The organism is Aeromonas sp. R9-2 (genome assembly GCF_040908025.1).
GTDB lineage: Bacteria > Pseudomonadota > Gammaproteobacteria > Enterobacterales > Aeromonadaceae > Aeromonas > Aeromonas veronii.
In genome coordinates, this window is the sequence record NZ_JBFOCX010000009.1 from 23,907 (window position 1) to 47,894 (window position 23,988).

28 protein-coding genes are annotated in these 23,988 nt (G+C 57.0%); 18 read left to right on the top strand and 10 right to left on the bottom strand.

The window, feature by feature from the left end:
• The first annotated feature begins 48 nt into the window (after nucleotides 1–48).
• A complete protein-coding gene (locus tag AB5Y71_RS02835; protein WP_005302803.1) occupies nucleotides 49–258 on the top strand; it encodes a cold-shock protein in 210 nt (69 codons plus the stop codon).
• A 90-nt stretch (nucleotides 259–348) separates the two neighbouring features.
• Nucleotides 349–654: a hypothetical protein gene (locus AB5Y71_RS02840; protein ID WP_368170942.1), complete on the top strand. Its 306-nt coding sequence runs from the start codon at nucleotides 349–351 to the stop codon at nucleotides 652–654.
• On the opposite strand, the gene AB5Y71_RS02845 is transcribed toward AB5Y71_RS02840, so the two are convergent.
• Nucleotides 641–889 (bottom strand): TIGR02647 family protein, encoded by a 249-nt coding sequence (locus AB5Y71_RS02845; RefSeq protein ID WP_005334209.1) that lies wholly within the window; start codon nucleotides 887–889, stop codon nucleotides 641–643. The two genes, AB5Y71_RS02840 and AB5Y71_RS02845, sit on opposite strands and share 14 nt — an antisense overlap.
• Before the next feature lie 245 nt (nucleotides 890–1,134).
• On the opposite strand from AB5Y71_RS02845, the gene AB5Y71_RS02850 reads away from it, so the two are divergent.
• Nucleotides 1,135–1,683 (top strand): hypothetical protein, encoded by a 549-nt coding sequence (locus AB5Y71_RS02850; RefSeq protein ID WP_368170943.1) that lies wholly within the window; start codon nucleotides 1,135–1,137, stop codon nucleotides 1,681–1,683.
• Between the two features lie 159 nt (nucleotides 1,684–1,842).
• The gene (locus AB5Y71_RS02855) at nucleotides 1,843–2,235 is read left to right on the top strand and encodes a DUF2750 domain-containing protein (RefSeq protein WP_005334204.1); all 393 of its coding nucleotides are present in this window, start codon (nucleotides 1,843–1,845) and stop codon (nucleotides 2,233–2,235) included.
• A 94-nt stretch (nucleotides 2,236–2,329) separates the two neighbouring features.
• Here the strand turns inward: AB5Y71_RS02855 and AB5Y71_RS02860 are convergent, their stop codons facing one another.
• The 4 genes from AB5Y71_RS02860 to AB5Y71_RS02875 all read right to left on the bottom strand — a co-directional run bounded on the left by AB5Y71_RS02860 (nucleotide 2,330) and on the right by AB5Y71_RS02875 (nucleotide 8,482).
• On the bottom strand, nucleotides 2,330–4,180 hold the full coding sequence (locus tag AB5Y71_RS02860) for an extracellular solute-binding protein (RefSeq protein WP_368170944.1): 1,851 nt from the start codon (nucleotides 4,178–4,180) through the stop codon (nucleotides 2,330–2,332).
• 127 nt (nucleotides 4,181–4,307) lie between these two features.
• Nucleotides 4,308–5,054, bottom strand: coding sequence for a DNA-binding transcriptional regulator YciT (locus AB5Y71_RS02865; RefSeq protein WP_005350628.1), 747 nt, complete (start codon nucleotides 5,052–5,054; stop codon nucleotides 4,308–4,310).
• Between the two features lie 94 nt (nucleotides 5,055–5,148).
• Nucleotides 5,149–7,581: a formate C-acetyltransferase/glycerol dehydratase family glycyl radical enzyme gene (locus tag AB5Y71_RS02870; RefSeq protein WP_368170945.1), complete on the bottom strand. Its 2,433-nt coding sequence runs from the start codon at nucleotides 7,579–7,581 to the stop codon at nucleotides 5,149–5,151.
• Between the two features lie 4 nt (nucleotides 7,582–7,585).
• Nucleotides 7,586–8,482, bottom strand: a complete 897-nt coding sequence (locus AB5Y71_RS02875) for a glycyl-radical enzyme activating protein (protein WP_368170946.1) — start codon at nucleotides 8,480–8,482, stop codon at nucleotides 7,586–7,588.
• 128 nt (nucleotides 8,483–8,610) lie between these two features.
• Here AB5Y71_RS02875 and fsa point away from each other — a divergent pair, with 128 nt between their 5' ends.
• Nucleotides 8,611–9,264, top strand: a complete 654-nt coding sequence (gene fsa, locus AB5Y71_RS02880) for a fructose-6-phosphate aldolase (RefSeq protein ID WP_005334193.1) — start codon at nucleotides 8,611–8,613, stop codon at nucleotides 9,262–9,264.
• Nucleotides 9,265–9,395: 131 nt separating this feature from the next.
• On the top strand, nucleotides 9,396–9,575 hold the full coding sequence (locus tag AB5Y71_RS02885) for a hypothetical protein (protein WP_005344504.1): 180 nt from the start codon (nucleotides 9,396–9,398) through the stop codon (nucleotides 9,573–9,575).
• Between the two features lie 17 nt (nucleotides 9,576–9,592).
• On the opposite strand, the gene AB5Y71_RS02890 is transcribed toward AB5Y71_RS02885, so the two are convergent.
• The gene (locus AB5Y71_RS02890; RefSeq protein ID WP_005350638.1) at nucleotides 9,593–10,792 is read right to left on the bottom strand and encodes an HD-GYP domain-containing protein; all 1,200 of its coding nucleotides are present in this window, start codon (nucleotides 10,790–10,792) and stop codon (nucleotides 9,593–9,595) included.
• A gap of 168 nt (nucleotides 10,793–10,960) precedes the next feature.
• Here AB5Y71_RS02890 and rsuA point away from each other — a divergent pair, with 168 nt between their 5' ends.
• On the top strand, nucleotides 10,961–11,653 hold the full coding sequence (gene rsuA, locus AB5Y71_RS02895) for a 16S rRNA pseudouridine(516) synthase RsuA (RefSeq protein WP_368170947.1): 693 nt from the start codon (nucleotides 10,961–10,963) through the stop codon (nucleotides 11,651–11,653).
• A gap of 19 nt (nucleotides 11,654–11,672) precedes the next feature.
• Here rsuA and AB5Y71_RS02900 read toward each other — a convergent pair whose 3' ends face one another.
• Nucleotides 11,673–12,572, bottom strand: coding sequence for a DMT family transporter (locus tag AB5Y71_RS02900; protein WP_368170948.1), 900 nt, complete (start codon nucleotides 12,570–12,572; stop codon nucleotides 11,673–11,675).
• Nucleotides 12,573–12,728: 156 nt separating this feature from the next.
• Between AB5Y71_RS02900 and AB5Y71_RS02905 the strand changes: the two genes are divergently transcribed.
• Complete coding sequence (locus tag AB5Y71_RS02905) at nucleotides 12,729–14,366, top strand: peptide ABC transporter substrate-binding protein (RefSeq protein ID WP_368170949.1); 1,638 nt, start codon at nucleotides 12,729–12,731, stop codon at nucleotides 14,364–14,366.
• A gap of 10 nt (nucleotides 14,367–14,376) precedes the next feature.
• A complete protein-coding gene (yfcE, locus tag AB5Y71_RS02910; RefSeq protein WP_129504308.1) occupies nucleotides 14,377–14,919 on the top strand; it encodes a phosphodiesterase in 543 nt (180 codons plus the stop codon).
• Nucleotides 14,920–14,955: 36 nt separating this feature from the next.
• Here yfcE and AB5Y71_RS02915 read toward each other — a convergent pair whose 3' ends face one another.
• From AB5Y71_RS02915 to flgA, 3 genes are all read right to left on the bottom strand, one after another.
• Nucleotides 14,956–15,372, bottom strand: a complete 417-nt coding sequence (locus AB5Y71_RS02915) for a flagella synthesis protein FlgN (RefSeq protein ID WP_368170950.1) — start codon at nucleotides 15,370–15,372, stop codon at nucleotides 14,956–14,958.
• A complete protein-coding gene (gene flgM / locus AB5Y71_RS02920) occupies nucleotides 15,369–15,689 on the bottom strand; it encodes a flagellar biosynthesis anti-sigma factor FlgM (RefSeq protein ID WP_005334177.1) in 321 nt (106 codons plus the stop codon). Before flgM ends, AB5Y71_RS02915 begins: the two co-directional genes overlap by 4 nt.
• Nucleotides 15,690–15,780: 91 nt before the next feature.
• The gene (flgA, locus tag AB5Y71_RS02925) at nucleotides 15,781–16,464 is read right to left on the bottom strand and encodes a flagellar basal body P-ring formation chaperone FlgA (protein WP_335830425.1); all 684 of its coding nucleotides are present in this window, start codon (nucleotides 16,462–16,464) and stop codon (nucleotides 15,781–15,783) included.
• A 144-nt stretch (nucleotides 16,465–16,608) separates the two neighbouring features.
• Between flgA and AB5Y71_RS02930 the strand changes: the two genes are divergently transcribed.
• From AB5Y71_RS02930 to flgH, 9 genes are all read left to right on the top strand, one after another.
• Nucleotides 16,609–17,520: a chemotaxis protein CheV gene (locus tag AB5Y71_RS02930; protein WP_005334174.1), complete on the top strand. Its 912-nt coding sequence runs from the start codon at nucleotides 16,609–16,611 to the stop codon at nucleotides 17,518–17,520.
• 17 nt (nucleotides 17,521–17,537) lie between these two features.
• Nucleotides 17,538–18,362: a protein-glutamate O-methyltransferase CheR gene (locus AB5Y71_RS02935; protein ID WP_005350656.1), complete on the top strand. Its 825-nt coding sequence runs from the start codon at nucleotides 17,538–17,540 to the stop codon at nucleotides 18,360–18,362.
• A 294-nt stretch (nucleotides 18,363–18,656) separates the two neighbouring features.
• A complete protein-coding gene (flgB, locus tag AB5Y71_RS02940; protein WP_005334169.1) occupies nucleotides 18,657–19,055 on the top strand; it encodes a flagellar basal body rod protein FlgB in 399 nt (132 codons plus the stop codon).
• Complete coding sequence (gene flgC, locus AB5Y71_RS02945) at nucleotides 19,055–19,474, top strand: flagellar basal body rod protein FlgC (protein ID WP_005350658.1); 420 nt, start codon at nucleotides 19,055–19,057, stop codon at nucleotides 19,472–19,474. The genes flgB and flgC overlap by 1 nt, the downstream gene beginning before the upstream one ends.
• Nucleotides 19,475–19,489: 15 nt before the next feature.
• Nucleotides 19,490–20,230 (top strand): flagellar hook assembly protein FlgD, encoded by a 741-nt coding sequence (locus tag AB5Y71_RS02950; protein ID WP_019446133.1) that lies wholly within the window; start codon nucleotides 19,490–19,492, stop codon nucleotides 20,228–20,230.
• Nucleotides 20,231–20,240: 10 nt separating this feature from the next.
• On the top strand, nucleotides 20,241–21,608 hold the full coding sequence (gene flgE / locus AB5Y71_RS02955) for a flagellar hook protein FlgE (RefSeq protein WP_019446134.1): 1,368 nt from the start codon (nucleotides 20,241–20,243) through the stop codon (nucleotides 21,606–21,608).
• Between the two features lie 141 nt (nucleotides 21,609–21,749).
• Complete coding sequence (flgF, locus tag AB5Y71_RS02960) at nucleotides 21,750–22,496, top strand: flagellar basal-body rod protein FlgF (RefSeq protein WP_005334159.1); 747 nt, start codon at nucleotides 21,750–21,752, stop codon at nucleotides 22,494–22,496.
• 14 nt (nucleotides 22,497–22,510) lie between these two features.
• Complete coding sequence (gene flgG / locus AB5Y71_RS02965; RefSeq protein WP_005334158.1) at nucleotides 22,511–23,299, top strand: flagellar basal-body rod protein FlgG; 789 nt, start codon at nucleotides 22,511–22,513, stop codon at nucleotides 23,297–23,299.
• Between the two features lie 14 nt (nucleotides 23,300–23,313).
• On the top strand, nucleotides 23,314–23,985 hold the full coding sequence (gene flgH / locus AB5Y71_RS02970; protein WP_005350662.1) for a flagellar basal body L-ring protein FlgH: 672 nt from the start codon (nucleotides 23,314–23,316) through the stop codon (nucleotides 23,983–23,985).
• The last annotated feature ends 3 nt before the right edge of the window (nucleotides 23,986–23,988 follow it).

Genomic DNA, 23,988 nt, shown 5'->3' on the forward strand with positions numbered 1-23,988 from the left:
ACCCGCTGAAAAGCATAAGTAATTATTTTGAATACAGGTTTAAAAGATATGTCTAACATGATCACCGGTACCGTTAAGTTTTTCAACGAAACCAAAGGTTTTGGCTTCATCCAGCAAGAAAACGGCCCGGACGTTTTCGTTCACTTCAGCGCCATTCAAGGTAACGGTTTCCGTACCCTGGCTGAAGGTCAGCGCGTACAGTTCTCTGTGACCCAAGGTCAGAAAGGCCCGCAGGCTGAGAACGTAACCGCTCTGTAATTCTTACAGAATTTAAGAAAGCCGTGGTACCTCTGGTGCCACGGCTTTTTGTTTATATGGCTTCTGCTACTAACTCCCATGTGCTGAATCATGCTGCTATCGCTCCTGCTTGCTGCCTCCTTGACTCCGACGTCCGATGCGCCGGTACCGGTTCAATCCGCGATGGAAGCGCAGGTGATCTGCCAGCAATTTGTCCAGGTCCGAATAGGCGCTGCGCTGCAACCTGATGAGGTGAATGCGCGACTGATGCCTGAAAGGGAGGGGGAGTGGCTGGTGGATGGCAAAGTAAAAGGACCCGAAGGTCCTTTGCTGTTTGCCTGTCATCTTCACCAAGGGGAGCGCTGGGAGTTACTCAACTTTTCACTCTGGGCACCACAGCCGGTCAAAGCGGTTTGAGTGCGACCAACAGATGTTGCAGGTGTTCAACCATGGTCATGCCAAACGGGGTGAGATAGCCGCCATCTTCTGCGCTGATGAGCCCCTGTTGATGCAGACGGGCTGCCGCTTGGCACAACTCTTCAGACATATCGCTGCGTAATTTAATCCCCAGGCTCATGTTGGCCGGATCAAAGCATGCCAGTATTTTCAAATCGTTCACGAATTCGTTAGAAACCTGGTCGATCCCAATCATGGATTTACTCCTTACGCTAAAGATGTATGCAAACTAGCATCCCCGGATCCACTTTAGTGGGCGCTGGCTCAAATTATTGATCTTTGGCTGGATGCTGCGTTTCAAATGCTGTTTTTTTCGGCGTAATCAGATGGTTGGCTGACAGCTTCGCCAAGGGCCGAGCCGGACCAAACGTGGTAGGATAGGGCACTTCTTTATATCGGACGGTCTATTGGTGGCTGTTCGCCCTGTTCAAGGTATCGCTCATGGTCAAGATCACTCTGGTATCCCTGCTGCATTCACTTTGTACCCGCTTTCCGGTTTACCCCGCAGCTTCGTTGACGTCCCTGCTGGATGCCCATCAGGGCGAGGTGTGGTTACCTGCACGCAAGGGGGCCGACATTGCACTGTTACGCAAGCATGCCAATGGGACTCATGAGCTGGCGTCACTCGATGCGGGCTGGTGCGATTTTGCCGCCAGCGACAGCGGTGATACACCCGAGCTGGATGCACTGGCCAACTACGACAGCGAGATGATGGATAACCTGCTGATGTACTGGCACTGCGCCGCCAAGATCAACAGCCCGATCACCGATAACCTGTTCGAGTTGCGCCGCGAAGTGGTGGATGAAGCCCACGGGGTGAAACTTGCTGCCGCCTGGGAGCAACAGCAACAGCAGCGTTTTGAACAATTGATGACGATGGCGGCCAATGGCCGGGATCTGCTCTGCTTTGTCGAGGTGGAGTCCGCCTACTGGCTGCGGCAAAAGCTGAGCGAGCAGCCTGATGTAGAGCTGATCACCCCTGCGCTGTAAAAGGGGCAATATGATGGCTGGCGGTCTCGCTATCGAGGAGGCTGCTCTATCCTTATTTGCGTCATTGCCCTCCCCATCCGGTGCCAAGGGGCTGCAAGCTGGACAAGCTGACGACAAGATGTGAACATGGTGCCCTTTATCGAGAGAGAGACTTGGCCAATGAGCTATGAACTGAGCGACACCGAGCGCAATGCCGCGCTGCAACTGAACGCTGATTACCGTTACGATCACTTCATCAGCAAGCTGGTCGAGCATGAAGAGCTGTTCGTCCTGACTGACGAGCATGGCGTCATGATGCTGACCACCGACGATGAAGATTGCATCCCGGTATGGCCGCACCCGGAGTACGCCAAGGCGTGGGCCGAAGGCGAGTGGGCCGATTGCAAGCCGCAGTCCATCACCCTCAAGGTGTGGCTGGAGCGCTGGGTTGACGGTATGGAGCAGGATGAGCTGTGTGTTGCCGTGTTCCCGACCCCGGATCAGGAAGGCATCGTACTGGAGCCGGCCGACGTGGCTGACGCCATTGCCGAGAAGCAGGCCAAGCGCGGCTGATCACCGAGCTATTCGCAACACCGGTTGCCAACAAAGACCCCGCTATCTGGCGGGGTCTTTTGTTTTAAGGACTTTTGCCGATGGGCTGATGCAATCAGGGCTGGCGATAAGTGGTGTCGATGATAGGCTCGGCCGGGAAAGTCTTGCCACTCTTGATGGCTGCCCTGGTCTCGGATTTTAGCTCTTCATCGATCCATAGCAGACCGCCATAGCTGTAACCGCTGTTGTCGCCCCCAAGAGGCCAGTAAAGCTGCTCGCTCTTGGGTGTTGCAGGTACTTTTGGCAGTTTTATCCAGCGCCAGGCGCCTTCCCGGGTGTAGGGCACCTGATAGGCAGGGACGAAGCTTGCCAGCTCATAGAGCCGCTGCTGGATCTGCCGTGACAGGGCCGCCTTTTTGGCAAAGTCGAACTCCTTGTCATACTGCTCCACCAAGGCTGTGATGGCCTCGTCATCGATGTTCATGATGTTGTTGGTCTGGGGCTTGTTGGCGTTGACCTTGTGGAAGAACTCCCAATAGGCGGGATAGCGGCTACCCGCCCAGGCCATCCAGGCGCTCTGGTGTTTTTTCTCCAGCATCGATTTGAAACCGGCCGAGGCATCCATCAGGTTGAGCTCCAGATTAAGCCCCGTCTTCTTGGCCTCTTCCCGCAACAGCGTGAGCCGCTGGGCGTGTTCCGCGGTGGTGTAGGTGATGGCGAGGGTCAGTGACTGCCTCTTGTCGTTTTGCAAAATCCCCTGCGGCCCCACTTTGTTAAAGCCTGCCTTGGCAAAGTATTCCCGTGCCAGTTTGGGATCGAACGGACGGGCCTTGATCTCGCTGTTGGTAAACTCACCCTGACCTGAGCCATAACTGTTGAGTCGCTGGTAATCCCCCCGCAGCAGGGTGGTGAGCATCTTGTCGAGGTTGAGGGCATGCTGGATCCCGAGCCGCACATCGATATTATTCAGCAGCGGATCGGCGGTGTTGAGATAGAGCCCCATTGGCGATTGCGGGGTCTGGTTGTAGAACCAGGTACGCGCGATATAACCCTTCTCGAACTCCGCGGTTTTGGTCTTGTCGTGCCACCAGTTGGGCATCACCAGCGGGAAGGTGTCGAGATCGCCGCGCAGGAAGTGCTGCCAGGCGATGTTCAGATCCCTGAGCACCTTGATCTCGATCCGCGCAGGATTGAAGCGATGCTGGAAGTAGCGCTCGTCATCCCCCCACCAGTTTTCAATCCGTTTGAAGGTGACCGATTTGCCCTTTTTCACCTGATCGATCTGATAAGGACCGGTGACTGGCAACACCTTCCAGTTGTACTCCTTGACCCAGTTGGCGGTGAGCTTGATGGCGTGGCTTGGCTCCGGGCTGATGGGCAGTGATTCGAGCAGATCCTGGCGGCTCTTTTCGGTGCCGCTGGTGATGGCCAGGGTGTGATCGTCAAACTTGGTGATGTCGGCTATCTGGGTGCTGTAGTAGTTGTTGTACCTGGGATCGTTGATCTCTTTGCTGCGCATCATCTTGAGGGTAAAGAGCCAGTCATCGGCGGTGACCGGCTGGCCGTCTGACCAGCGTGCCTTGGGATTGATGCGAAAATAGAGGGTCTTGTTGTCGGCGCCGAAGGCCCACTCGTTTGCCAGCATTGGCATGGGGTTGCCGGTGACGGGATGAGTGCTCAGCAGTGGCAGGTTGGTTTCCCGCACGTAACCGGCAAAGCCGCCGTTGGAGTCGGGGCCATATTTGCGCAAGGTCAGGGGGAAGCTGGTCATAAAGGTGCGAAAGGTGCCGCCGCGCTTGGCGGCCGGATCGGCATAGAGAGGATCCTGGTTGTTGCTCTCCCACTTCAAGTCGGCGGGCAGTGTGGCACTCCAGCCAAACGGGCTCCAGCACAGGGTCAGGGTGATGGCGGTGGCGCGAATGATAGGGGAGAGTCGGCGCTCCCCGGTGTTGATGGTCGATGGCATGTCCTTGCTCTCCTGAAGTCTGCTTCCTGCAGATCACGCACTGGTGATGTCAGTCCCGATGGGGATTGGCTCATCATGAAAATTTTATCCTGTCAGGTCAATGAAATAGCGTGAATTAGCGGGTGGCCTAGGCCGCAACGCAGTGCAGGGTGATCCCCTTGGCCGCGATGGCGGCCCGCATGGGGGCGGGCAGGGCATCGTCGGTAACCAGCACGTTGATCTGGCCCGGCGCGCCAAGCTGGCTCGGGTGGATGGCGCCAAATTTGCTGCTGTCGGTGATCACCACATTGGTCATCCCCTTGGCCAGCACGCTGTTGACCACGTCGGCCCGCATCATGTCGCGGCCGGTAAAGCCCATCTCGGGATGAAAACCGTCGACCCCGATAAAGGCCTTGGAGAAGTGCACCTGCTCGATGCAGAGGCGCGTGAGCGGCCCCACCACGCTCTCGCTCTGATGCTGGAACAGCCCGCCGAGCAGCACCACCTGAGCCGGGGTATCTTTGAGCAGATGGGCGATATAGCTGCTGATGGTGATGATGGTGACCCGTTTGTGCAGGGCCAGATGGCGCGCCAGCATGGCGTTGGCACTGCCCCCTTCGATAAAGACCGTTTCGCCATCTTCCACCAGCTGGGCGGCCCGCTCGGCGAGGCGCTCCTTGAGCAGGTAGTTGATGTTCATCCGGGCATCGGGGTCATCGGTCTCCAGCGCCATGGCCGAGCCGTGTACCCGTCTGAGCAGTCCCTGTTTCTCCAGCGCGGTGAGGTCGTTGCGCACCGTCACCTCAGACACACCTGTGTGTCGGGAGAGTTCACTCACGCTCATCTTGCGAGCCTGATGGACCAGAGTGAGGATCAGTTGGTGGCGTGGATTCATGGTGCGCTCGCATGCAAGGTGGTGGATAGCGGAAAGCCACCCGAGGGTGGCTTGCCAATCATATGACGTCACAGGCGCCATGGGGAGCGCCCCGTCAGAGACTGTGCTCGGTGCGGGCGATGATATCATCTTGCGCATCCGGGGATAAGGCGGTGAAGAAGGCTGAATAGCCCGCCACCCGTACCACCAGATCCCGGTATTGATCCGGATTGGCCTTGGCTGCCAGCAGGGTTTCCCGCGAGACGATGTTGTACTGCACGTGCCACCCCTTGTGCACCTCGAAGAAGGTGTGCAGCAGGCTCATCAGCTTGGCCTTGTCCCGCTCGTTCTCAAGGCTCGCCGGACTCAGCTTCTGGTTGAGCAGCACCCCGCCGAGGATGGCCGCCGTGGGCAGCTTGCCGATGGAGTTGAACACCGCCGTCGGGCCGAGACGATCCGAACCCGATGAGGGGCTGGCCCCTTCCGCCAGCGGCGTGCGGGCGTGGCGGCCATCCGGGGTGGCCATGGTGGCGGCACCGAAGGGGACGTTGGCCGAGATGGAGGAGGTGCCGGCATAGTAGGTGCCGCCGATGGGGCCACGGCCGAAGCGGGTGTTGTGCAACCCCTTAAGCTCGTCGATGTAGCTTTGGTAAGCCTGCACCAGCAGCATGTCTACCTCGTCCAGATCGTTGCCATATTTGGGGGCTGCATTGGTGAGGCGCTGGCGCAGCTGCTCCCCCGCCAGTCCTGAAAAATCTTGCTCGAGTGCTTCGGCCAGCTCTTGCTGATCCACTATCCCCTGTTCGAACACCAGTTTCTTCAGGGCTGCCAGACTGTTGCCGAGGTTGGCGATCCCCACCTGCAGACCTGAGACCCAGTCATAGACGGCGCCCCCCTCCTTGATGGTCTTGCCGCGCCCGATGCAGTCATCCACCAGGGCGCTGCAGAGGATGTCGTGGGCCTGAGCCTCCAGCACGCTGTCGACCACACAATCGATCTCGATGGATTTGCGGGTGAAGTAGCGCACCTGCTCGTCCCAGCGGGCCATCACCTCGTCAAAGTTGCCAAAGCTCCCGTCTCGCAGCGACTGGGGCTGGGGCAGGAATACCTTGCCGGTGGTGGCATCGCGGCCGCCATCAAGGGAGGCCAGCAGGATGCGGGCGAAGTTGATAAAGCTCATGCCGGTGCAGCGATAGCCCCACTTGCCGGGCACGGCGGTCTCGATGCAACCGATGGCGGCGTAGTGGTGGGCATCCTCCACGCTCACCCCGAGCTTGATGAACTCGGGGATCACCACCTCGTCGTTGTTGAAGGCGGGCATGCCAAAGCCGCAGCGGATCACCTGAATGCAGGCGTCGAGGAAATCCTCGCTCATCCCGGCATGGTAGCGCACCGAGAGGTTGGGCTGGGTGGATCTCAGCTGGCCGCAGGACTCCAGAATCGCGTAGGAGAGGCCGTTGACCGCGTCATGGGCCGCGCCATCCCGCCAGTTCTGGCCGCCGATGGTGACGTTTTGATAGAGCGGGCTGCCGGCGGATGCCTTGGAGTGGGTGCCGGAGCGGATCTTGTTCACCTCCAGCAACTTGAGCCAGCACCCTTGCAGCAGCTCGATGGCGCGCGTCCGAGGCAGGGATTCCGACAATTCCACCTCGCGGCGATACCAGGGGTAGAGGTACTGATCCATCCGGCCGAACGACACCGAGTGGCCATTGGATTCGATCTGCAGGATGAGCTGGATAAAGTAGCAGAGCTGCAGCGCCTGCCAGAAGGTCTCGGGGGGCTGGTGGGCGATGTGGGCACAGTTGAGCGCTATGGTCTCAAGCTCGTTTCGGCGCTCGGGGCGAGATTCTTGTGCTGCCATATCATGGGCAAGTGCGGCGTAGCGCGCGATGTGAGCGCTGACCGCATCCAGAGTGATGGCGACGGCGTGCAGGAACTGCTCGCGCTGCAGATCGGCCCAATCCGCCAAATCCAGCCGACTGCGGCGCTCGGCCACCTTGGCCTTGAAGCCATCGAGACCCAGCGTGAGCAGCTCCTCATAGTTGACCGCGAGGTGGGCATCCCCCGAGGTCATGTTACCCTCGGCCTTGATGATGCCGCTCTCCAGCAGCACTTTCTGCTCGTCGGTAAAGAGGCCGAAGCAGCGATCCTGCACCGTCTGGCCGCGCCAGAAGGGGGTGAGGGCGTGGATGATCGCCTTGTCGGTTTCGCTGACTGCAAAACCGGCGCCGGGACGGTCTGCCAGCTCGTCGATCTCCTTCTCAATCCAGCTCACCGTGTATTCGGGAAACAGTGGCGCCGCCCGTACCTGACTGGCCTGATTGCCGACGATAAGCTCGTCGTGCTTGATCCAGATGGTGCGTTCCTTGAGGTGATGGGCCAGAGCCAGGGCGCGGCGCACTGGTAGTGGCCGGGCGAGATGAGCCTGATAGGCCTCGGTGTAGTGGCGGGCACGCTCGGTGCAGACCGGTGGCTGAACGATGTGGATCAGGCTCTCTTTGTGGGTGCGGAGCCGCGGGCTGAGGGTATTGAGGTCGAGCTGGGTCATGATCTTATCCTCTGGTCACAGGGGTCAGCCCCTGACGTTGGGCGTATGCATGGGCAAAGTGGAGTAAATCGGGGTCGTCGAGCGGTGTCTCCGGCGCCTGATAGGGCAGATCCAGCAGGGCATATTTGCCCACGCCTAAGGTGTGGTAGGGGAGGAAGTGGATCTCCTGCACGGTGCCGAGGCTGGCAGCGGTGTCGGTGATGGCTTCGATCGATGCGTGGTCGGCATTGAAGCCGGGAATGAGTGGCACCCGGATCTGCATCGGCACGCCGCGCTCGGCGAGGCGCTTGAGGTTCGCGATGGGCAGCTCCACCTTGCCGCGGGTCCAGTGGAAGAAGCGTTCTTTATCCACGTGTTTGAGATCCGCCAGCACCAGATCCAGTGAGTGGAGGCTTGGCTCAATCTGGTGCCAGGGCACATGCAGGCAGCTCTCGACCGCCGTGTGCAGCCCTTCGGCCTTGCAGCGGGCCAGCAAAGCGGCGGCAAAGTCGGGCTGCATAAAAGGCTCGCCACCGGAGAGGGTGACGCCACCGCCGCTGCGTTCGAAGAAGGGATGATCCCGCAGGATGGTGTCCATCAGGGTGTCCAGCGTTTCATCCCGGCCGCACACCTGCAGCGCTTCGCTGGGGCAGAGGCCGCGCAGCCGTTCCATATCGCCGGCCTTGAGGGCCGAACGGCTGAGCTGGATGCCCTCGCTGTCACGCAAGATTGCCGGACACGCCTGGCTGCATAGCTGGCATCCCTCGATGCACTGGCGCCGGTCGAGTAGTATGTCCGGCTTGGGAGAGCGGCTTTCCGGGTTTTGACACCACAGACAGGCCAGCGAGCACCCCTTGAGAAACACCAGGGTGCGAATGCCGGGGCCGTCGTGAGTTGAATATCGTTGCAGGTCGAAAATCATACCACCTCCTTTTGTATTTGCATTCTATTTGCCTTCATTCGAAAGTTGATTTGATTTCGATCAAGCTATTTGCAGATGTTTTATCGCTAGAATGGCGACATATTGAACATCCCGTTAAGGAGTTAGAGATGGAGCTGTATCTCGATACCGCCGATGTGGCGGCAGTGCGTCGCTGGTCACGGATCCTGCCGTTGGCCGGTGTCACCACCAATCCTTCCATTACCGCCGCCGGGGGTTTGCCGCTCTGTGAGCTGCTGCCCGCCCTGCGCGACGTGCTGGGGCCCAAGGCGCGCCTGTTTGCCCAGGTGATGGCCAAAACCGAAACCGAGATGGTGCGCGAGGCATTCGCCCTGCGTGAACTGGACCCGGATCTGGTGATTAAGATCCCGGTGTGCGCAGAAGGGCTGGCAGCCATCAAGAGCCTGACCGCCAACGGTGTGCCGACTCTGGGAACTGCGGTATACACTCCGTTGCAAGGCTGGCTGGCGGCGGTGGCGGGAGCGGAATATGTCGCGCCCTACGTTAACCGGCTGGATGCCCAGGGGGGCGATGGCATCGCCACCGTGCAGGAGCTGCAACAGCTGCTTGCGCTGCACGCGCCGAACAGCAAGGTGCTTGCGGCATCATTCCGCACTCCCCGTCAGGCGCTCGACTGCCTGCTGGCGGGTTGCCAATCGATCACCTTGCCGCTCGACGTGGCCGAGCAGCTGCTGAACGTGCCGGCGGTGGATGCGGCGCTGGTGAAGTTCGATCAGGATTGGCAGCGCGCTTTCGGTCGCTGATCCCGGTGGCAAGCTGATTGCAGTGATTGAGGGGGGAGGGTGAAGAAGCGCGGGTGATGGGGATTGACCGACTAGACTGGAAACAGGTGGCCACGTTCGCGGGCCGCCCTGCAGTCTACCGGAGGTATCCCATGAGCGACCATCTGCTGCTCCCCCATGGTGAAGATTTGCGTCGTGCGGTGCTTTGGCTCAGCGAGCATCATCAGCACGATATCGCCGCCATTGAAGAGGCCAGCCTGCGTTTTGATCTCTCGCCGCTGGATGAGGAGTTTCTGATCCGGCACTGGCTCGACAGCCAGCGCCAATCATGAAGATCCGAGGTGAGGGATTAGAAGAAGTTGGCGAGGTTGATGCCAAACTCTTTGGGGTCGACCGTGTTTTCGATGCTCTCCTGCACCCCTGACTTGGCCAGATCCAGCCACTGTACGTCGAGGTAGTGACGCTGGGTGGCGTGATAGATCACCTTGACCACCGGCTTGAGTGGCTGCTGCTCGTTGCGCTGCATCACGATAGCCAGGCGCTGGTTTGAGAGCTGTACCAGGGTTCCCACCGGATAGACTCCCATGCACTTGATGAACTTGGTAACCAGTTCGGCATCGAAGTGCTGATTGATCCCCTTGAGCAGAATGCGGAAGGCCTGGGTCGGCTGCATACCCGCTTTGTAGACTCGATCTGCAGTGATGGCATCATAGACATCGACGATGCCGCTCATCCGGGTATAGAGGGAGAGCTGCTCTCCCTTGAGTCGCTGCGGGTAGCCGGAGCCATCGAGCCGCTCGTGGTGGTTGGCGGCCACCTCCAGCATGGTGGGGGTGATGCCCGGGGTATTGCTGAGGATCTCGTAACTGTGCACCACATGCTGACGCATGATGGCGAACTCCTCATCGGTCAGCTTGCCCGGTTTGTGGAGCACCTCGTCCGGGGTCATGATCTTGCCCACGTCGTGCAGCAGGCCACCCAGGGTCAGCTCCTTGAGTACGCTGCGCTCCAGTCCCAGATAGCGGCCGAAGTTGGCCAGCAGAATGGCCACGTTCATGGAGTGCTCCATTAGGTAGGCATCCTTGGCGCGAATACGGGCCAGACAGAGCATGGCATCGCCGTGGGTGAACATGGTGTCCACCATCTCTTCGGCGACTTCGGCCAGCGGGGTGATGTCGATGGGTTCACCCGCTTTGAGGTGGCGAATGAACTTGCCTTGCAGCTCGCGCGCTTCCTGATAGAGGCGGCGGATTTTAAGCTCCCGTCCTTCGCCGTTGGCACTGGCCCTGCGCCCTACCTGGGCGCTGTTGGCATTGAGGTCGGGGGAGGTAACGGCGTCACTTTCGGCACTGCCCAGCTTGCTGCGGGCCAGATCGATACGTACCGTGAGCACCCCCTGGCGCACCAGATTGGCAATTTGCGCCACGCTGGTCACCAAGCCCATCTGGGCGATCTCCATCCCACCTGTCTGGCTGGCGATAGCAATGACATACATGCCGGGTTTCAGCTGGTTGACGGGAATGACAGGATAGGATGCTTGAGACTTCATGAGGGCTTCCTGACTCTTATTATTATGAGTATCGTTCGGATGGGTCACACCGGAGAAGTGTAACATCGGATGACCAGTTCGTCATAATTGGCAACCCCTTAACAGTGGCGTTGTCGCCCCCGCCCGATATAATGACGCCCCTTTACTTGTTGGACTCCGAGGTTGTGAATGCGGCTTGATAAATTTCTGTGCGATTGTTCCGATTTGACCCGCTCGCTGGCAGGCAAACTGATCCGTCAGGGTGAGGTCATGGTGGATGGCATTGTGGTCAAGCAGCCCGCCTTTCATATCAATGAGCAGAGCCAGATCGAGTTTGACGGCGTGCTGCTGACGCTGGAGCAGCGCAACCGCTATTTCATGCTGCACAAGCCGGAAGGGTATGTCTGCTCCAACGAGGATCCGGATCACCCGACCGTCTTCTTCCTGATGGATGAACCGGCGATGGGCAAGCTGCATGTAGTGGGGCGCCTCGACCTCGATACCACGGGTCTGGTGCTGGTGACCGACGATGGTCAATGGTCCCACCGCATCACCTCGCCGCGCCACGAGTGTGCCAAGACCTATCACGTCTGGCTGGCCGATCCGGTGAGCCCGGATGCGATCGCGCTGTTCGCCGAAGGGGTCTACCTGCGTAACGAGACCGATAAAACTCGTCCTGCCCAGCTGGAAATTCTCGGCGAGTACGAGGCCCGACTGACCATCCACGAAGGCAAGTACCATCAGGTCAAGCGGATGTTTGCCTCCATCGGCAACAAGGTCGTTGGCTTGCATCGCGAGCGGGTGGGCGGCCTGACGCTGGATGAAGAGTTGGCACCCGGTGAATATCGTGAGCTGACCGCTGAGGAGATTGCCCTGTTCTGATCTGGGATGGTGCCGGGTGTCAGTGAGTGCTGAAACCCAGCACCAGCGCCGTGCCCAGGGTGGCAATCAGTGCACCCGCCCAGGCGGCAATGGATGGCCGCTCCCCCGAGTGCCACCACAACAGCGGCAGCAGCAGTACCGGCGTGGTAGAGGAGAGAATGGCCACCATGCCCACCTCGCCCTGCCGCAGCGCCATCAGGATCAGCGTCATCCCCAGCCCCATCGCCAGAAAACCGTTGGTGGCAATCATGGCGAGGATATGGCGATTGACCGGTTTGAACGGCATGGTCAGCGGCAAGCGCCCAAGCCGCAGGACGCAGTGGGCCAGCAGGGCACTGCCCATCCGGATACCCGATGCACTCACCGCATCCACCTCACCACTCATCATCACCGGCTTGGCGATGATGGCTCCCACGCTCTGACACAGTGCTGCCGTCAGGCCAAGGACAATTCCCAGCGCCAGATTGCCACGGATCTGCTCCCACTCGTTGCTGCTACTGCGTCTGCCAAACAGGATCGCCAGCATTACGCCAGCAAAGACCAGCATGGCCCCCAGCAGTCGCCAGCCTGTCAGCTGTTCATTAAAGAGCCAGAGCCCAAGCAGGGCGGAAAACAGCGCATGGCAGGAGAAGAGCAGGGCACTGCGTCTTGGCCCCAGCCGGTTCATGCAGGCAAACAACGCGGTATCGCCCACGAAGATGCCGACCAGCCCCGAGATGGCGAGTAGGGGCAGGGCGCTTGCGGTGAGGGTTTGCCAGCCACCGGTGAGCAGACTCATGGTGCCGAGCATCAGGCTGACCAGAAACATGCGCCAGCGGCTGTAGGCAAATGCGCCGAGATGACGGGCCGGTTTGACCGAAATTAGCGCTGCAACTGCCCATAAACTGGCCGACGCGAGGGCCAGCCACTCATAACCCATAAAAACTCCTGAAAAAATTAACCCGAAAGACTCCATCTCCCGGGCAAGCCCGATACAATACGGGGCGTTTTCGGGGATAACAAGAGCGGCATCAGGCATTCATCAGGCGCGCCGTCGGCCTTCCCCTCCTGCAGTGGTTTTATTCGAGGTTTGGTCATGAGGTATGGTTTCTTCCCCAAGCTGGCGCAACGCTGGCTCTCCCCGCTATTGCTTGCCGTGCTGGCTGGGCCCCTGGCCCATGCCACCACCGTTGAGCAGCAGCCTCTGCTTGCCGATCGGCAAACCCTGGTAAAGGGCAACGGTGCCGAGCCGGAGTCGCTGGATCCTGCGCTGGTGCGCTCCGGTTTTCCGGGGGAGGCGGTACTGGTCGATCTGTTTGAAGGGCTGGTCAGCGAAGATGGTCAGGGGCATATCGTTCCCGCTCAGGCACAGCGCTGGGAGGTGAGTGAAGATGGGCTGGAGTGGCGATTCTTCCTGCGCCCTCAACTGAAATGGTCCAATGGCGAGCCGCTGGTGGCCGCTGATTTCGTCTATGCCTGGCGCCGTCTGCTCGATCCGGCCATCAACTCCCCTTCTGCCGGATTGCTGCTGGCGACGGGGATCAACAATGCGCAATCCATCTATGCCGGTGCGCTGGAGCTCGGCAATCTTGGCATTGAAGCGCAAAGCGATCAGATCCTGAAAATCACTCTGGAGCGGCCGGCTCCCTATTTCCTGCAGCTCATCAGTCAGCGCCCCTTTGTGCCAGTCAATCAGAAGGCGATAGCCAAATTTGGCAAGCAGTGGACCGAGCCCGGCAAGCTGGTGAGCAATGGTGCTTACCGGCTGACAAGCTGGACGCCGAACGAGCGGATCGAAGCCGAGCGCAATATCCACTACTGGGATGACCTTCACACCCGTATCGGACGGGTCACCTATTTGCCTATCACCTCGCAACATGCCGAACGGCTGCGCTATGAGGCTGGTGAAATCCAGCTTACCAACAAGGTCTCCCTCGGCTATTACCAGAAGATGAAGCGCGAATCTCCGGAGCGGCTCTGGGGCTTGCCGCTGTTTGGCACCTATCTCTATGCGTTCAATTTGAAGCGCCCCGAACTGCAGGATGTGCGGGTGCGTCAGGCGCTCTCCATGGCGGTTGATCGACAGCAGCTCATTGGATCGGTGAGCGGGCAGGATGAACAGGCGGCATGGTCGCTGTTGCCGGAGATGCCGGGTTACCCCCGGGTGATATTGCCTGTGGCGCTTGAAGATATGCCAACCCGCCAGGCCAAAGCGGCAGCGTTGTTGTCAGCGGCCGGGTATAACAGTGCCAATCCACTCAAGCTGAGCATTACCTACAACAGCGCAGAAACCCACAAGCAGATGGCGATGGCCATTGCCGCCATGTGGCAGAAGCTGGGGGTACAGGTCACCCTCAACAGTCTGGAGTGGGGTGCCTATCAGGTGGCCAAGGATAGCGGTGATTTCCAGGTGGCCAGAAGCTTCCTGTTTGGCGATTATGTGGAGCCATCAGCCATGCTGGGCAGCTTCCGTTGTCAGGATCTGCGCAACGAGAGCGGCTACTGCAATCCCGATTTTGATCTGTTGCTGGAGCAGGCAGCCAATACGCTGGACAGCGCGAGCCGTGTTGAACTCTACCGGCATGCCGAACAGTTGCTGCTTGAGGAGGCGCCGATCCTCCCCGTGTATCATTACAATCAGATGAGACTGGTCGATCCCGCGCTGCGAGGGCTGCCCAGCCAGAATTTGAAAGGGACGATTGCCACCAAGGATCTCTATTTCAGCCCGCAGTGAGGAGCATTTCATGAAACTTGCCATCATTTCCGACATCCACGGCAGCATCATTGCGCTGGAGCGGGTGCTGACCCAACTTGAGCCCTGGCAGCCGGACCACTATCTGCTGCTCGGCGATCTGCTCAACCATGGCCCGCGCAATCCTCTGCCGGAGGGATATAACCCGGCCGCCGTGGCTGATCGGCTCAACGAGCTGGCACCGCAAATCATCGCGGTGCGGGGCAATTGTGATTCCGAAGTGGATCAGATGCTGTTGCGCTTTCCCATCACAGCCCCCTACAACCAGCTGCTGGTCGATGAGCGGCGCTGGTTTGTCAGCCATGGCCATCTTTATCGCCCGGACGAGGTACAGCTCCCGGCGGGCAGTCTGTTCCTGAGCGGTCACACCCATGTGCCGGTGCTGGAGTGGCAAGGGGAACGGATATTGATGAACCCGGGGTCGATCTGTTTCCCGCGCGGCGAGTTGCCTGCCAGTTACGGGAGCTATGAGGACGGAGTACTGCGCGTCAATGCGTGTGAGGACGGGCGAGAGTTGTTGCGACTGGTGCTTTAAAACGGAGAGCAAAAATGCAAGGCCTGATAAGAGATGTCAGGCCTTGATACCGTAGGAGCGGGTGCCAGAGCGAGTGTTACCCTTGGCGTCATAGGTCAGGCTGTTGCGATCGCGCAGCTGACTCAGAAAGGTTGCCAGACGACGGTTGGAGACGATGCTCAATTCAAGCAAGCGACCGTTGATATCATTTTGTGCCTGGCAGGCATCCAGTTTTGCACGAAGCTGTGCTATCTCGTCGGGATAGGCAGCCAGCTGCAGTGCCAGTTCCGGCATCTCTGCGAGGGTCTTGTCCAGCGTTTCTATCGCAGCAAGCAACTGCTGTTTGCGCTCGGTCAGTGCGGGCAGGGCCAGTGCCTGATGCTGTTCGAGCAAGCTGAACTCCTCTTCCAGAATGCCTTGCATCTGGCTGAGGTAATCATCTTGGGAGTGCAGTAACGAAGGTAAGTCCATCATCCCAGAACTTTGTCCAGATTGGCCTCGAAACTGAACATCTTCTTGGCCACAGCGTCGCTGTTAACCTGATATTCGCCACTCGCGACGGCTTTTTTCAGCCGTTCGACCTTGCTCTCATTGCCGGTCGAGGCGGTATTGAGGTTTTGTTGCATTTTTTGCAATTGTTGCGCCTCACTGGTCAAGGAGACGGAGTCCAGCTTGACAGTAGCCGCTTTGTTTTCGGGCGATGAGGTGACTGACTTGCTGCCTGTCCCCTGGCTATTAGCGGTATTTTGCAACCGATTATTCGCCAAGTTGTTGATATTGTTGATGGCCATTTTAGTTACCTTCGTCTGCTTTAAGGTTTGCTTACCTGTTTATCGGTGCGGCAGATCAAAACTTTAGAAAAAAGTTGTCAAGGATCCGGATTTAAAAAGTGACCGATACGGCACCTACTGCACTGACTTTACCCTCAACGGTTTTGCCGGAGCGAATATTGACGAGTTTGATGATCTCTCCGAAGCTGCCATCTTGCAAGGCTCGGGCCATGGTTTTGATCTGGAAGTTGCTGTTTTCTGCCGTCAGGGTGACCTGATCCCCTTTGCACACGACACAAACCTGGCTCAAACGGATGGGTTGCCCAGGTTTTAGCTCCCGCTTGCTGCGTACTCCGATAAGAGGGGCTGTGTCAGTCAGGTAGTCGCCGCGGATCAGGGTCTGATCCTGATAGGCCAACACCAGCTGGCTTTCACTCAGCAGATCCCCCTTGGCGATGGGGTTGGTCACAGTGACATAGGGCTTTTGAATGCTGACCCGCACCGGGAGATAGACGTCCCAGGGCCTCTCTTCCTCACATTTAAGGTAAACTGTTGTATTACGGCGAATTTCCATTTTTGCTGGTAAGCTGATAGTGAGCAGATCTTCGCAGCGGGTCAGTGGGAGCCGTTCATCCAGCGTGGCAGAGGTGACCTCAGCTCTGGCATCCAACGGAATATCCAGCTGGTTGTAAACGAACTCTTGTGCCTTTTCTTGCAGATAAGTAGTGACGTCCGAGGCGTAGCTGGAAGATATGCTGCCAAAAAAGAGGCTGATGAGTAAAAGTCGGTTAATCATTTTCGCTCGTTGGTCGATAAGTTGTTCACGCATATCACCATATTTAACTATGATTGCTTCAGAATCTGTTCGTTGTCACATCGATAGTCTGACGCAATCCATCACGCATGCATGATTAATGCCAAGCGTTTTTAGGGAGTGTTTATGGCCAGTATCCTGGACTCGGTCAACCAACGTACCCAGCTAGTGGGGCAAAACCGGCTGGAGTTGTTGTTGTTTCGTCTCAATGGACGTCAAAGATTTGGCATCAACGTATTCAAAGTGCGTGAAGTGTTGCAGTGTCCCCCCTTGACCGTGATGCCAAAATTGAACTCCTGCATTCGCGGGGTGGCTCATATTCGTGGCCAGACTATCTCGGTCATCGACCTCAGCATGGCGGTTGGCAAACGCCCGATAGATGATCTGAGCAAATGCTTCATTATCATCTCCGAGTACAACCGCTCTATTCAGGGTTTTCTGGTGCATTCGGTCGAGCGCATCATCAATATGAACTGGGAATCCATCCTGCCTCCGCCCAAAGGTGCGGGTCGCATCAACTACATGACAGCCGTGACTGAAGTCGATGGCGAGTTGGTCGAAATCCTTGATGTTGAGCGGATATTGAACGAAATTTCGCCGGTTGCAACGGATGTGAGTGAGGAGTTGGTTCAGGCCAGTGTCGACCACCCTACTCTGGGGCGTCCTGTTCTTGTTGCGGATGACTCCTCAGTGGCACGCAAACAGGTACAACGTGCGCTTGAGGCTATCGGTGTTGAGTGCGTGTTGGCAAAAGATGGCCGCGAAGCATTGAACATGCTGCTGGAAATGACCAAAAATGGTCCTATCAAGGATCAGGTTGCGCTGGTTATTTCGGATATCGAAATGCCGGAAATGGATGGCTATACCTTCACTGCCGAGATCCGGAATAATCCCAATCTCAAGGATTTGCATGTTATTCTGCATACCTCGCTCAGTGGAGTATTCAACCAGGCAATGGTGCAGAAAGTTGGTGCGAACAATTTTATCGCCAAGTTCCAGCCTGATGAATTGGCCAAGGCCGTACAAAACGCACTCTAATAAAGAAGAACAGCTGCATGAAGACACTTTCGGACGACTTATACAAACAGTTCAGCAACTTTCTGGCGGTACAGAGCGGAATTGTGCTGGGGGATAACAAACAGTATCTGGTGAAGAGCCGTCTTTCACCTTTGATGGCTCAGTTTGGCATCGAGAGTCTGTCTGATCTGGTTACCCGTGCAATGAGTGTGCGAGAGCGTGACCTGAAAATGGCCGTAGTAGATGCCATGACGACCAATGAGACCCTCTGGTTTCGTGATACTTACCCGTTTCAGCTTCTTACTGACAAGATTTTCCCCGAGTTGGGGAAAAGTGGCCGACCCATCAAGATCTGGTCGGCTGCATCCTCGTCAGGTCAGGAGCCCTATTCCATTGCCATGACGGCACTGGAGCAGCAGATGAAAAAGCCGGGTACCTTGCCTGGTGGCGTGCAGATTGTCGGGACGGATATTTCGACGACCATGCTCAATCAGTGTAAGGAAGGCGTTTACGATAGCCTTGCTCTGGCACGCGGTTTGTCACCGGAGCGCAAGAAGATGTTTTTTGAGCCTTACGGTGACAACAAGATGCGGGTTGCCGAGCGAGTCAGAAAATTGACCACCTTCCGGCCACTGAACTTGTTGGAGAGTTATAGTCTGCTCGGCAAGTTCGACATTATTTTTTGCCGTAACGTGCTCATCTATTTTGCGCCGGAAGTGAAGTCGAAGATCCTCAACCAGTTTGCTGCCAGTCTCAACCCCGGTGGATATCTGATGCTGGGCGCGTCGGAGTCACTGGCCGGGTTAACCGATCGGTTCGAGATGATCCGCTGCAATCCGGGGATTGTCTACAAGGTCAAATAGGCCTGATGGCCACGATATTCGGGGTTTTACCGGATTTAACCAGTTCATACAAAGAGGGAAGCAGCGAGCTTCCCTCTTTCTTTATCTACAGCTCAGTCTTTCTATTTACCTACCATCTCGCCACTGCAAAAGTGGTTGAAACCTTAAGGTGGCCAAATGATGCCGTCTGACTCAGGGCACGAGATGCTCCTGTCGTTTTCGGTTTGCAATGTGCTCATACCCAAACCATCGACCTGAGAGATTTGCTTATGGCACACCTCTTGCAAACAAAATAAACCAAGCAGGAGGTGTGCTATGGCTCTTTCATTTGACAAGGCATTCGGTGTGCATCAACACACCATAAGCGTTCGTGCCAAGCGTGCTGAGGTGCTTTCCAGCAATATTGCCAACGCAGATACCCCGGGCTTCAAAGCCAGGGATATCAATTTTGCTCAGGCATTGCAGGAGGCCCAGTCGCATCAGGGGTTTGGTTTGGCAACGACCAGCGAAAAGCATTTTGCCTTGAATATGGACGCCCCAGGTACCGTGCAATATCGCAACCCGCTGCAACCGGATACAGGTGACGGCAATACAGTCGATGTGCAGCAGGAGCGCAGCGAATTTCTGCGTAATAGCCTCGAGTATCAAACCTCCCTTGAATTTATGAATAGCAAGATCAGTGGCCTGCTAAAGGCCCTGAAAGGAGAGCAGTGATGAGTTTGTTCAAGGTCTTTGACATAGCAGGCTCGGCTATGAGCGCACAGTCAGTGCGCCTCAACACGGTTGCCAGCAACATGGCCAACGCGGACAGTGTCAGCTCCAGTGTGGAAAATACTTACCACGCCAGGCGGCCAGTCTTTGCCGCCCAGCTCGATCAGGCGATGTCTGACAAGCAGGGCTCGGTCGGGGTTGAGGTGAAGGGGATTGTCGAGAGCAAGGCGCCACTACTCAAGGAGTACAACCCCAACCACCCGATGGCGGATAAAGACGGTTTTATCTTCAAGCCAAACGTCAACATGGTTGAAGAGATGGCCGACATGATCAACGCCTCGCGCAGCTACCAGACCAACGTACAGGTTGCAGATTCGGCCAAGAAGATGCTGCAGCAGACGCTCCAGCTTGGCAAGTCCTGATAGGAGGGATGCAGCATGGTCGATACAACCAACAGTGCTAACGGTATAAGCCGTACCACGACCCAGACGACAGGCACCACCACGACGCCCAAGAAAGAGCTGGATCAGGCTTCCTTTCTAAAGCTGCTGACCATGCAGCTGTCGTATCAGGATCCTTTCAAGCCTGTTGATAACGCCCAGATGCTCTCCCAGATGGCATCCATGTCGACATCTGAGGGGATCAGCAGTTTGTCCACTCAGATGGGTAAGCTTAATGACCAGATGATCTCCAGTCAGGCACTGCAAGCCTCCGCATTGGTGGGACAAAATGTGCTGTTGCAGAGCAATACCGGCTATCTGGATAAGGAGGGCTCTCTCCCCGGTGTTGTGGCTGTGGGAACGACGAATAAATATTCGAGCGTCAAGGTCACCATAGAAGATGAAAAAGGCCAGGTTATCAAGGAATTCTCTCTCGAAGGGGAGCAGCGAGGCAACGTTGAAGTTGCCTGGGATGGCACAGACAAAGATGGAAAGCGGGTCAAGTCAGGTAAATATGTGATTAAGGCAAGCGGTACTCTGGATGGCAAATCTGAAAGTATTGCTGCTTATGCTTACGGCAAGGTGGATAGTGTGGCGCTGGGCAATGCGAGCAATCCGACAATGCTTAACGTGAAAGGCTTGGGTAGCACGCTGTTGAGTAGCATCTTGCAAATATCAGGAACTAATTCAAACCAGACGGTTACACCGTCAAAAACCACGTCGACAGCATCGATCTAAGGAGCTGGATATGTCATTTAACAATGCCTTGAGCGGTGTCAACGCGGCACAAAAAGACTTGAACGTCACCGCCAACAACATTGCCAACGTTAACACCATGGGCTTTAAAGAGTCCCGTGCCGAGTTTGCGGATGTCTACGCCAACTCCATCTTTGTCAATGCCAAGACCCAGGTCGGTAACGGTGTAGCGACAGGTGCAGTTGCTCAGCAGTTCCACCAGGGGGCGCTGCAATTTACCAATAACGCACTGGATCTGGCTATTCAGGGTAACGGCTTCTTTGTGACCTCTGACGGTCTGACCAACCTGGATCGCACCTACACCCGTGCCGGTGCCTTCAAGCTCAATGAAAACAGCTATATGGTCAACAATCAGGGCCATTATCTGCAAGGTTACGAAATCAACGCCGATGGCACGCCTAAGGCGGTAAGTATCAATGCGACCAAGCCGATTCAGATACCTGACAAGGCCGGTGAACCAATCAAGACAACCAAGATTGACGCCAGTTTCAACCTGCCATCGACAGCGGCGCCCCTGCCCGCAGGTAATGCGGTGGGTGATGCCTCTACTTTTGACCCCAAAGATTCGAAAACATATTCCTCTTCAACTTCTGTGGTGATTTATGACTCACTGGGTGAGCCGCATACCATCACGCAATATTTTGTCAAAGAGGCTGACCCGGCAGATCTGACCAAACCCGCCAATCCTACTGCTTGGCGTATGTACCTCTACCAAGGTGATAAGCCTATTGATATTGTCGGTGGTGTCACACCCACTATGGCGACTGGTTTGAGTCAGGCGCCTGCTGGCGCAAGAGTTACCTTCGGGGCTGATGGCAAGATGATTACCCCGACTACACCGGCGACCATCAAGACAGAGCAATTGGGAGCCGCGCCCCCGACAGGCGCTGGCATTATCACCAATGGTGCAGATCCCACTCAGCAGGTGGATATCAACTTCGGAACGGTGACCCAGTATGCTTCACCGTTTGAAGTCAACAAGTTGACTCAGGATGGTTCCACTGTCGGTCGTTTGACCAAGGTGGAGATTACTCCGGATGGTATCGTGTCCGCGACTTACAGTAACGCAACCACCATCAAGGTAGCCATGGTGGCAATGGCCAAGTTTGCCAACTCACAAGGATTGACTCAGGTTGGTGATACCTCTTGGCGTCAGTCTCTGCTCTCTGGCGATGCCTTGCCGGGGACGCCAAACTCAGGGACATTTGGCACCATCAAATCATCCTCCCTAGAGCAGTCCAACGTGGATTTGACCTCGGAGCTTGTGGACCTGATCACTGCTCAGCGTAACTTCCAGGCCAACTCCCGTTCTCTGGAGGTCAACAGTTCGCTGCAGCAGACCATCCTGCAGATCCGTTAATCGCGCAATAAATGATAATGAGAGGGGGCTTGGCCCCCTCTCTGTTTCTGTCGCATTCCCATCCTTATCCCCCCATATTTCTGCTGTTGGCACTCTAATTGCATTTCTCCTGTCAGAGTCATCTGTTTGACGGAGAATTCCATGGATCACCTGCTTTATATCGCCATGTCCGGGGCCAAAGAGACCATGAACAGCCTGGCTGTTCGGGGCAACAACCTCGCCAATGCCAATACCACCGGTTTCAAGTCCGATTTCGAGCAGGCCAGAAGCATGCAGGCGTTCGGAGAGGGCTTGCCAAGCCGGGTGTTTGCCATGGCTGAGCGCCCGGGGCAGAACCTGCAGCATGGCATGCTGATGACCACCGGACGGGATTTGGACGTGGCGGTGGATGGTCCTGGCTGGATTGCCGTGCAGGATCCCAAGGGCGGTGAGGCCTATACCCGCATGGGGAATTTGCAGGTCAATGCGACCGGCAACTTGCAGACCTCGACCGGACTGAATGTGGTGGATGACGGTGGTCAGCCCATCGTGCTGCCGATGCCGATGGAGAAACTCGAGATCAATCGGGATGGCACCATAAGCGGTCGTCCGGAGGGGGCTGCCGCCAACTTGCCGGAAGATTTTCAGCGGATCAAGCTGGTCAACCCGGCCGCCGATGCGGTGGAGAAGGGGCAAGATGGTCTGTTTCGCCGCAAGGATGGTCAGAATGAACCCGCCTCTGCCAACGTTGGCCTGATTGCCGGCTCCCTTGAGGGGAGCAACGTCAATGTGGTGGATGAGATGACCAACCTGATCCGGCTGCAACGCCAGTTCGAAACCCAGGTCAAAATCATGAAGACGGCCGAAGAGAATGATGAAGCTCAAACCCAACTGCTGCGAATCAGCTAATCAAGGAGTTACCTATGAATCCCGCACTCTGGATCAGCAAGACCGGGTTGGATGCACAGCAGACCAATATTTCGGTTACTTCGAACAACCTGGCGAACGCCAGCACCGTGGGCTTCAAAAAGTCACGGGCCATCTTTGAAGATCTGCTGTATCAAAACATCAATCAGCCCGGTGGCCGCTCCTCTGCCGATACCGAGCTCCCCTCCGGCCTGATGCTGGGGGCGGGTGCCAAGGTGGTGGCGACCCAGAAAAACCACAGCCAGGGCAACGTACAAACCACTGACAACTCGCTCGACTTGATGATCAGTGGTCGCGGCTACTTTGAAATTCAGCTGCCGGATGGTAGTGCGGCCTATACCCGCAACGGTCAGTTCACCCTCAACGATGAAGGGACCATAGTGACCCCGGGTAATGGCTACCCGCTGCAACCGGAAATCCAGATCCCGGAAAACGCCCAGAGCGTTACGGTGGGTGAAGATGGCCAGGTCTCGGTGCAGCTCAAGGGCGATGGCGCTTCTCAGGTTGTCGGTCAGATCAACATCTCCGACTTCGTCAATGCCAGCGGCTTGCAGCCGATGGGGGAGAACATGTTTGTCGAGACCCAATCCAGCGGTGCTGCCGCTCAGGGGACTGCCGGTGCCGATGGCTTGGGGGTGATCAAGCAGGGGATGCTGGAGACTTCCAACGTCAACGTGACCGAAGAGCTGGTGAACCTCATTCAGGCTCAGCGGGTCTACGAGATGAACTCCAAGGTGCTCTCCGCCGTGGACGGCATGATGTCCTTCCTGATCCAGCGTACCTAATTAGGAGGTGCATGATGAAAGCCGTATGGATGCTGGGATTGTTGGTGCTGGGAGGGTGTAGCAGCACTCCCAATACGCCCAAGCCTGATGATCCCGAGTTTTCCCCCGTCTACGGGGAGTCGGAGCCGGTGTCGGTGCGACCGACAGGGGCGATTTTCCAGCCGGATCAGGTCAATGGCATCTATTCGGATATCAAGGCACACAAGGTAGGCGACATCATTACCATCGAGTTGTCGGAGTCGACCTCCGCCTCGAAAAAGGCCAATACCCAGAGTGGCAAGAATAACAAGTTCAATCTGGACCCGGTCAAGTTGGGTGGCGTGCCCGTGACCGCCAGCCCCTATGATCTCTCAGCCTCCATTGCTCAAGACAGCGCGTTCAAGGGCCAGGCCAAGGCGGATCAGAGCAACAGCCTGCAGGGCAATATTTCGGTCAGCGTGGCCAAGGTACTGCCCAACGGCAATCTGGTGGTGCGCGGCGAGAAGTGGATCATGCTCAACAATGGCAATGAATATATCCGGATCACCGGCCTTATTCGCCCGGAGGATGTGACATCTGATAACAGCGTTTCGTCCCAGAAAGTGGCCAATGCCCGCATTTACTACGGTGGTACCGGCGATCTGGCCAATAGCCAGGAGCAAGGGTGGCTTACCAGCTTTTTCAATGGTCCCTGGTGGCCGCTCTAGGAG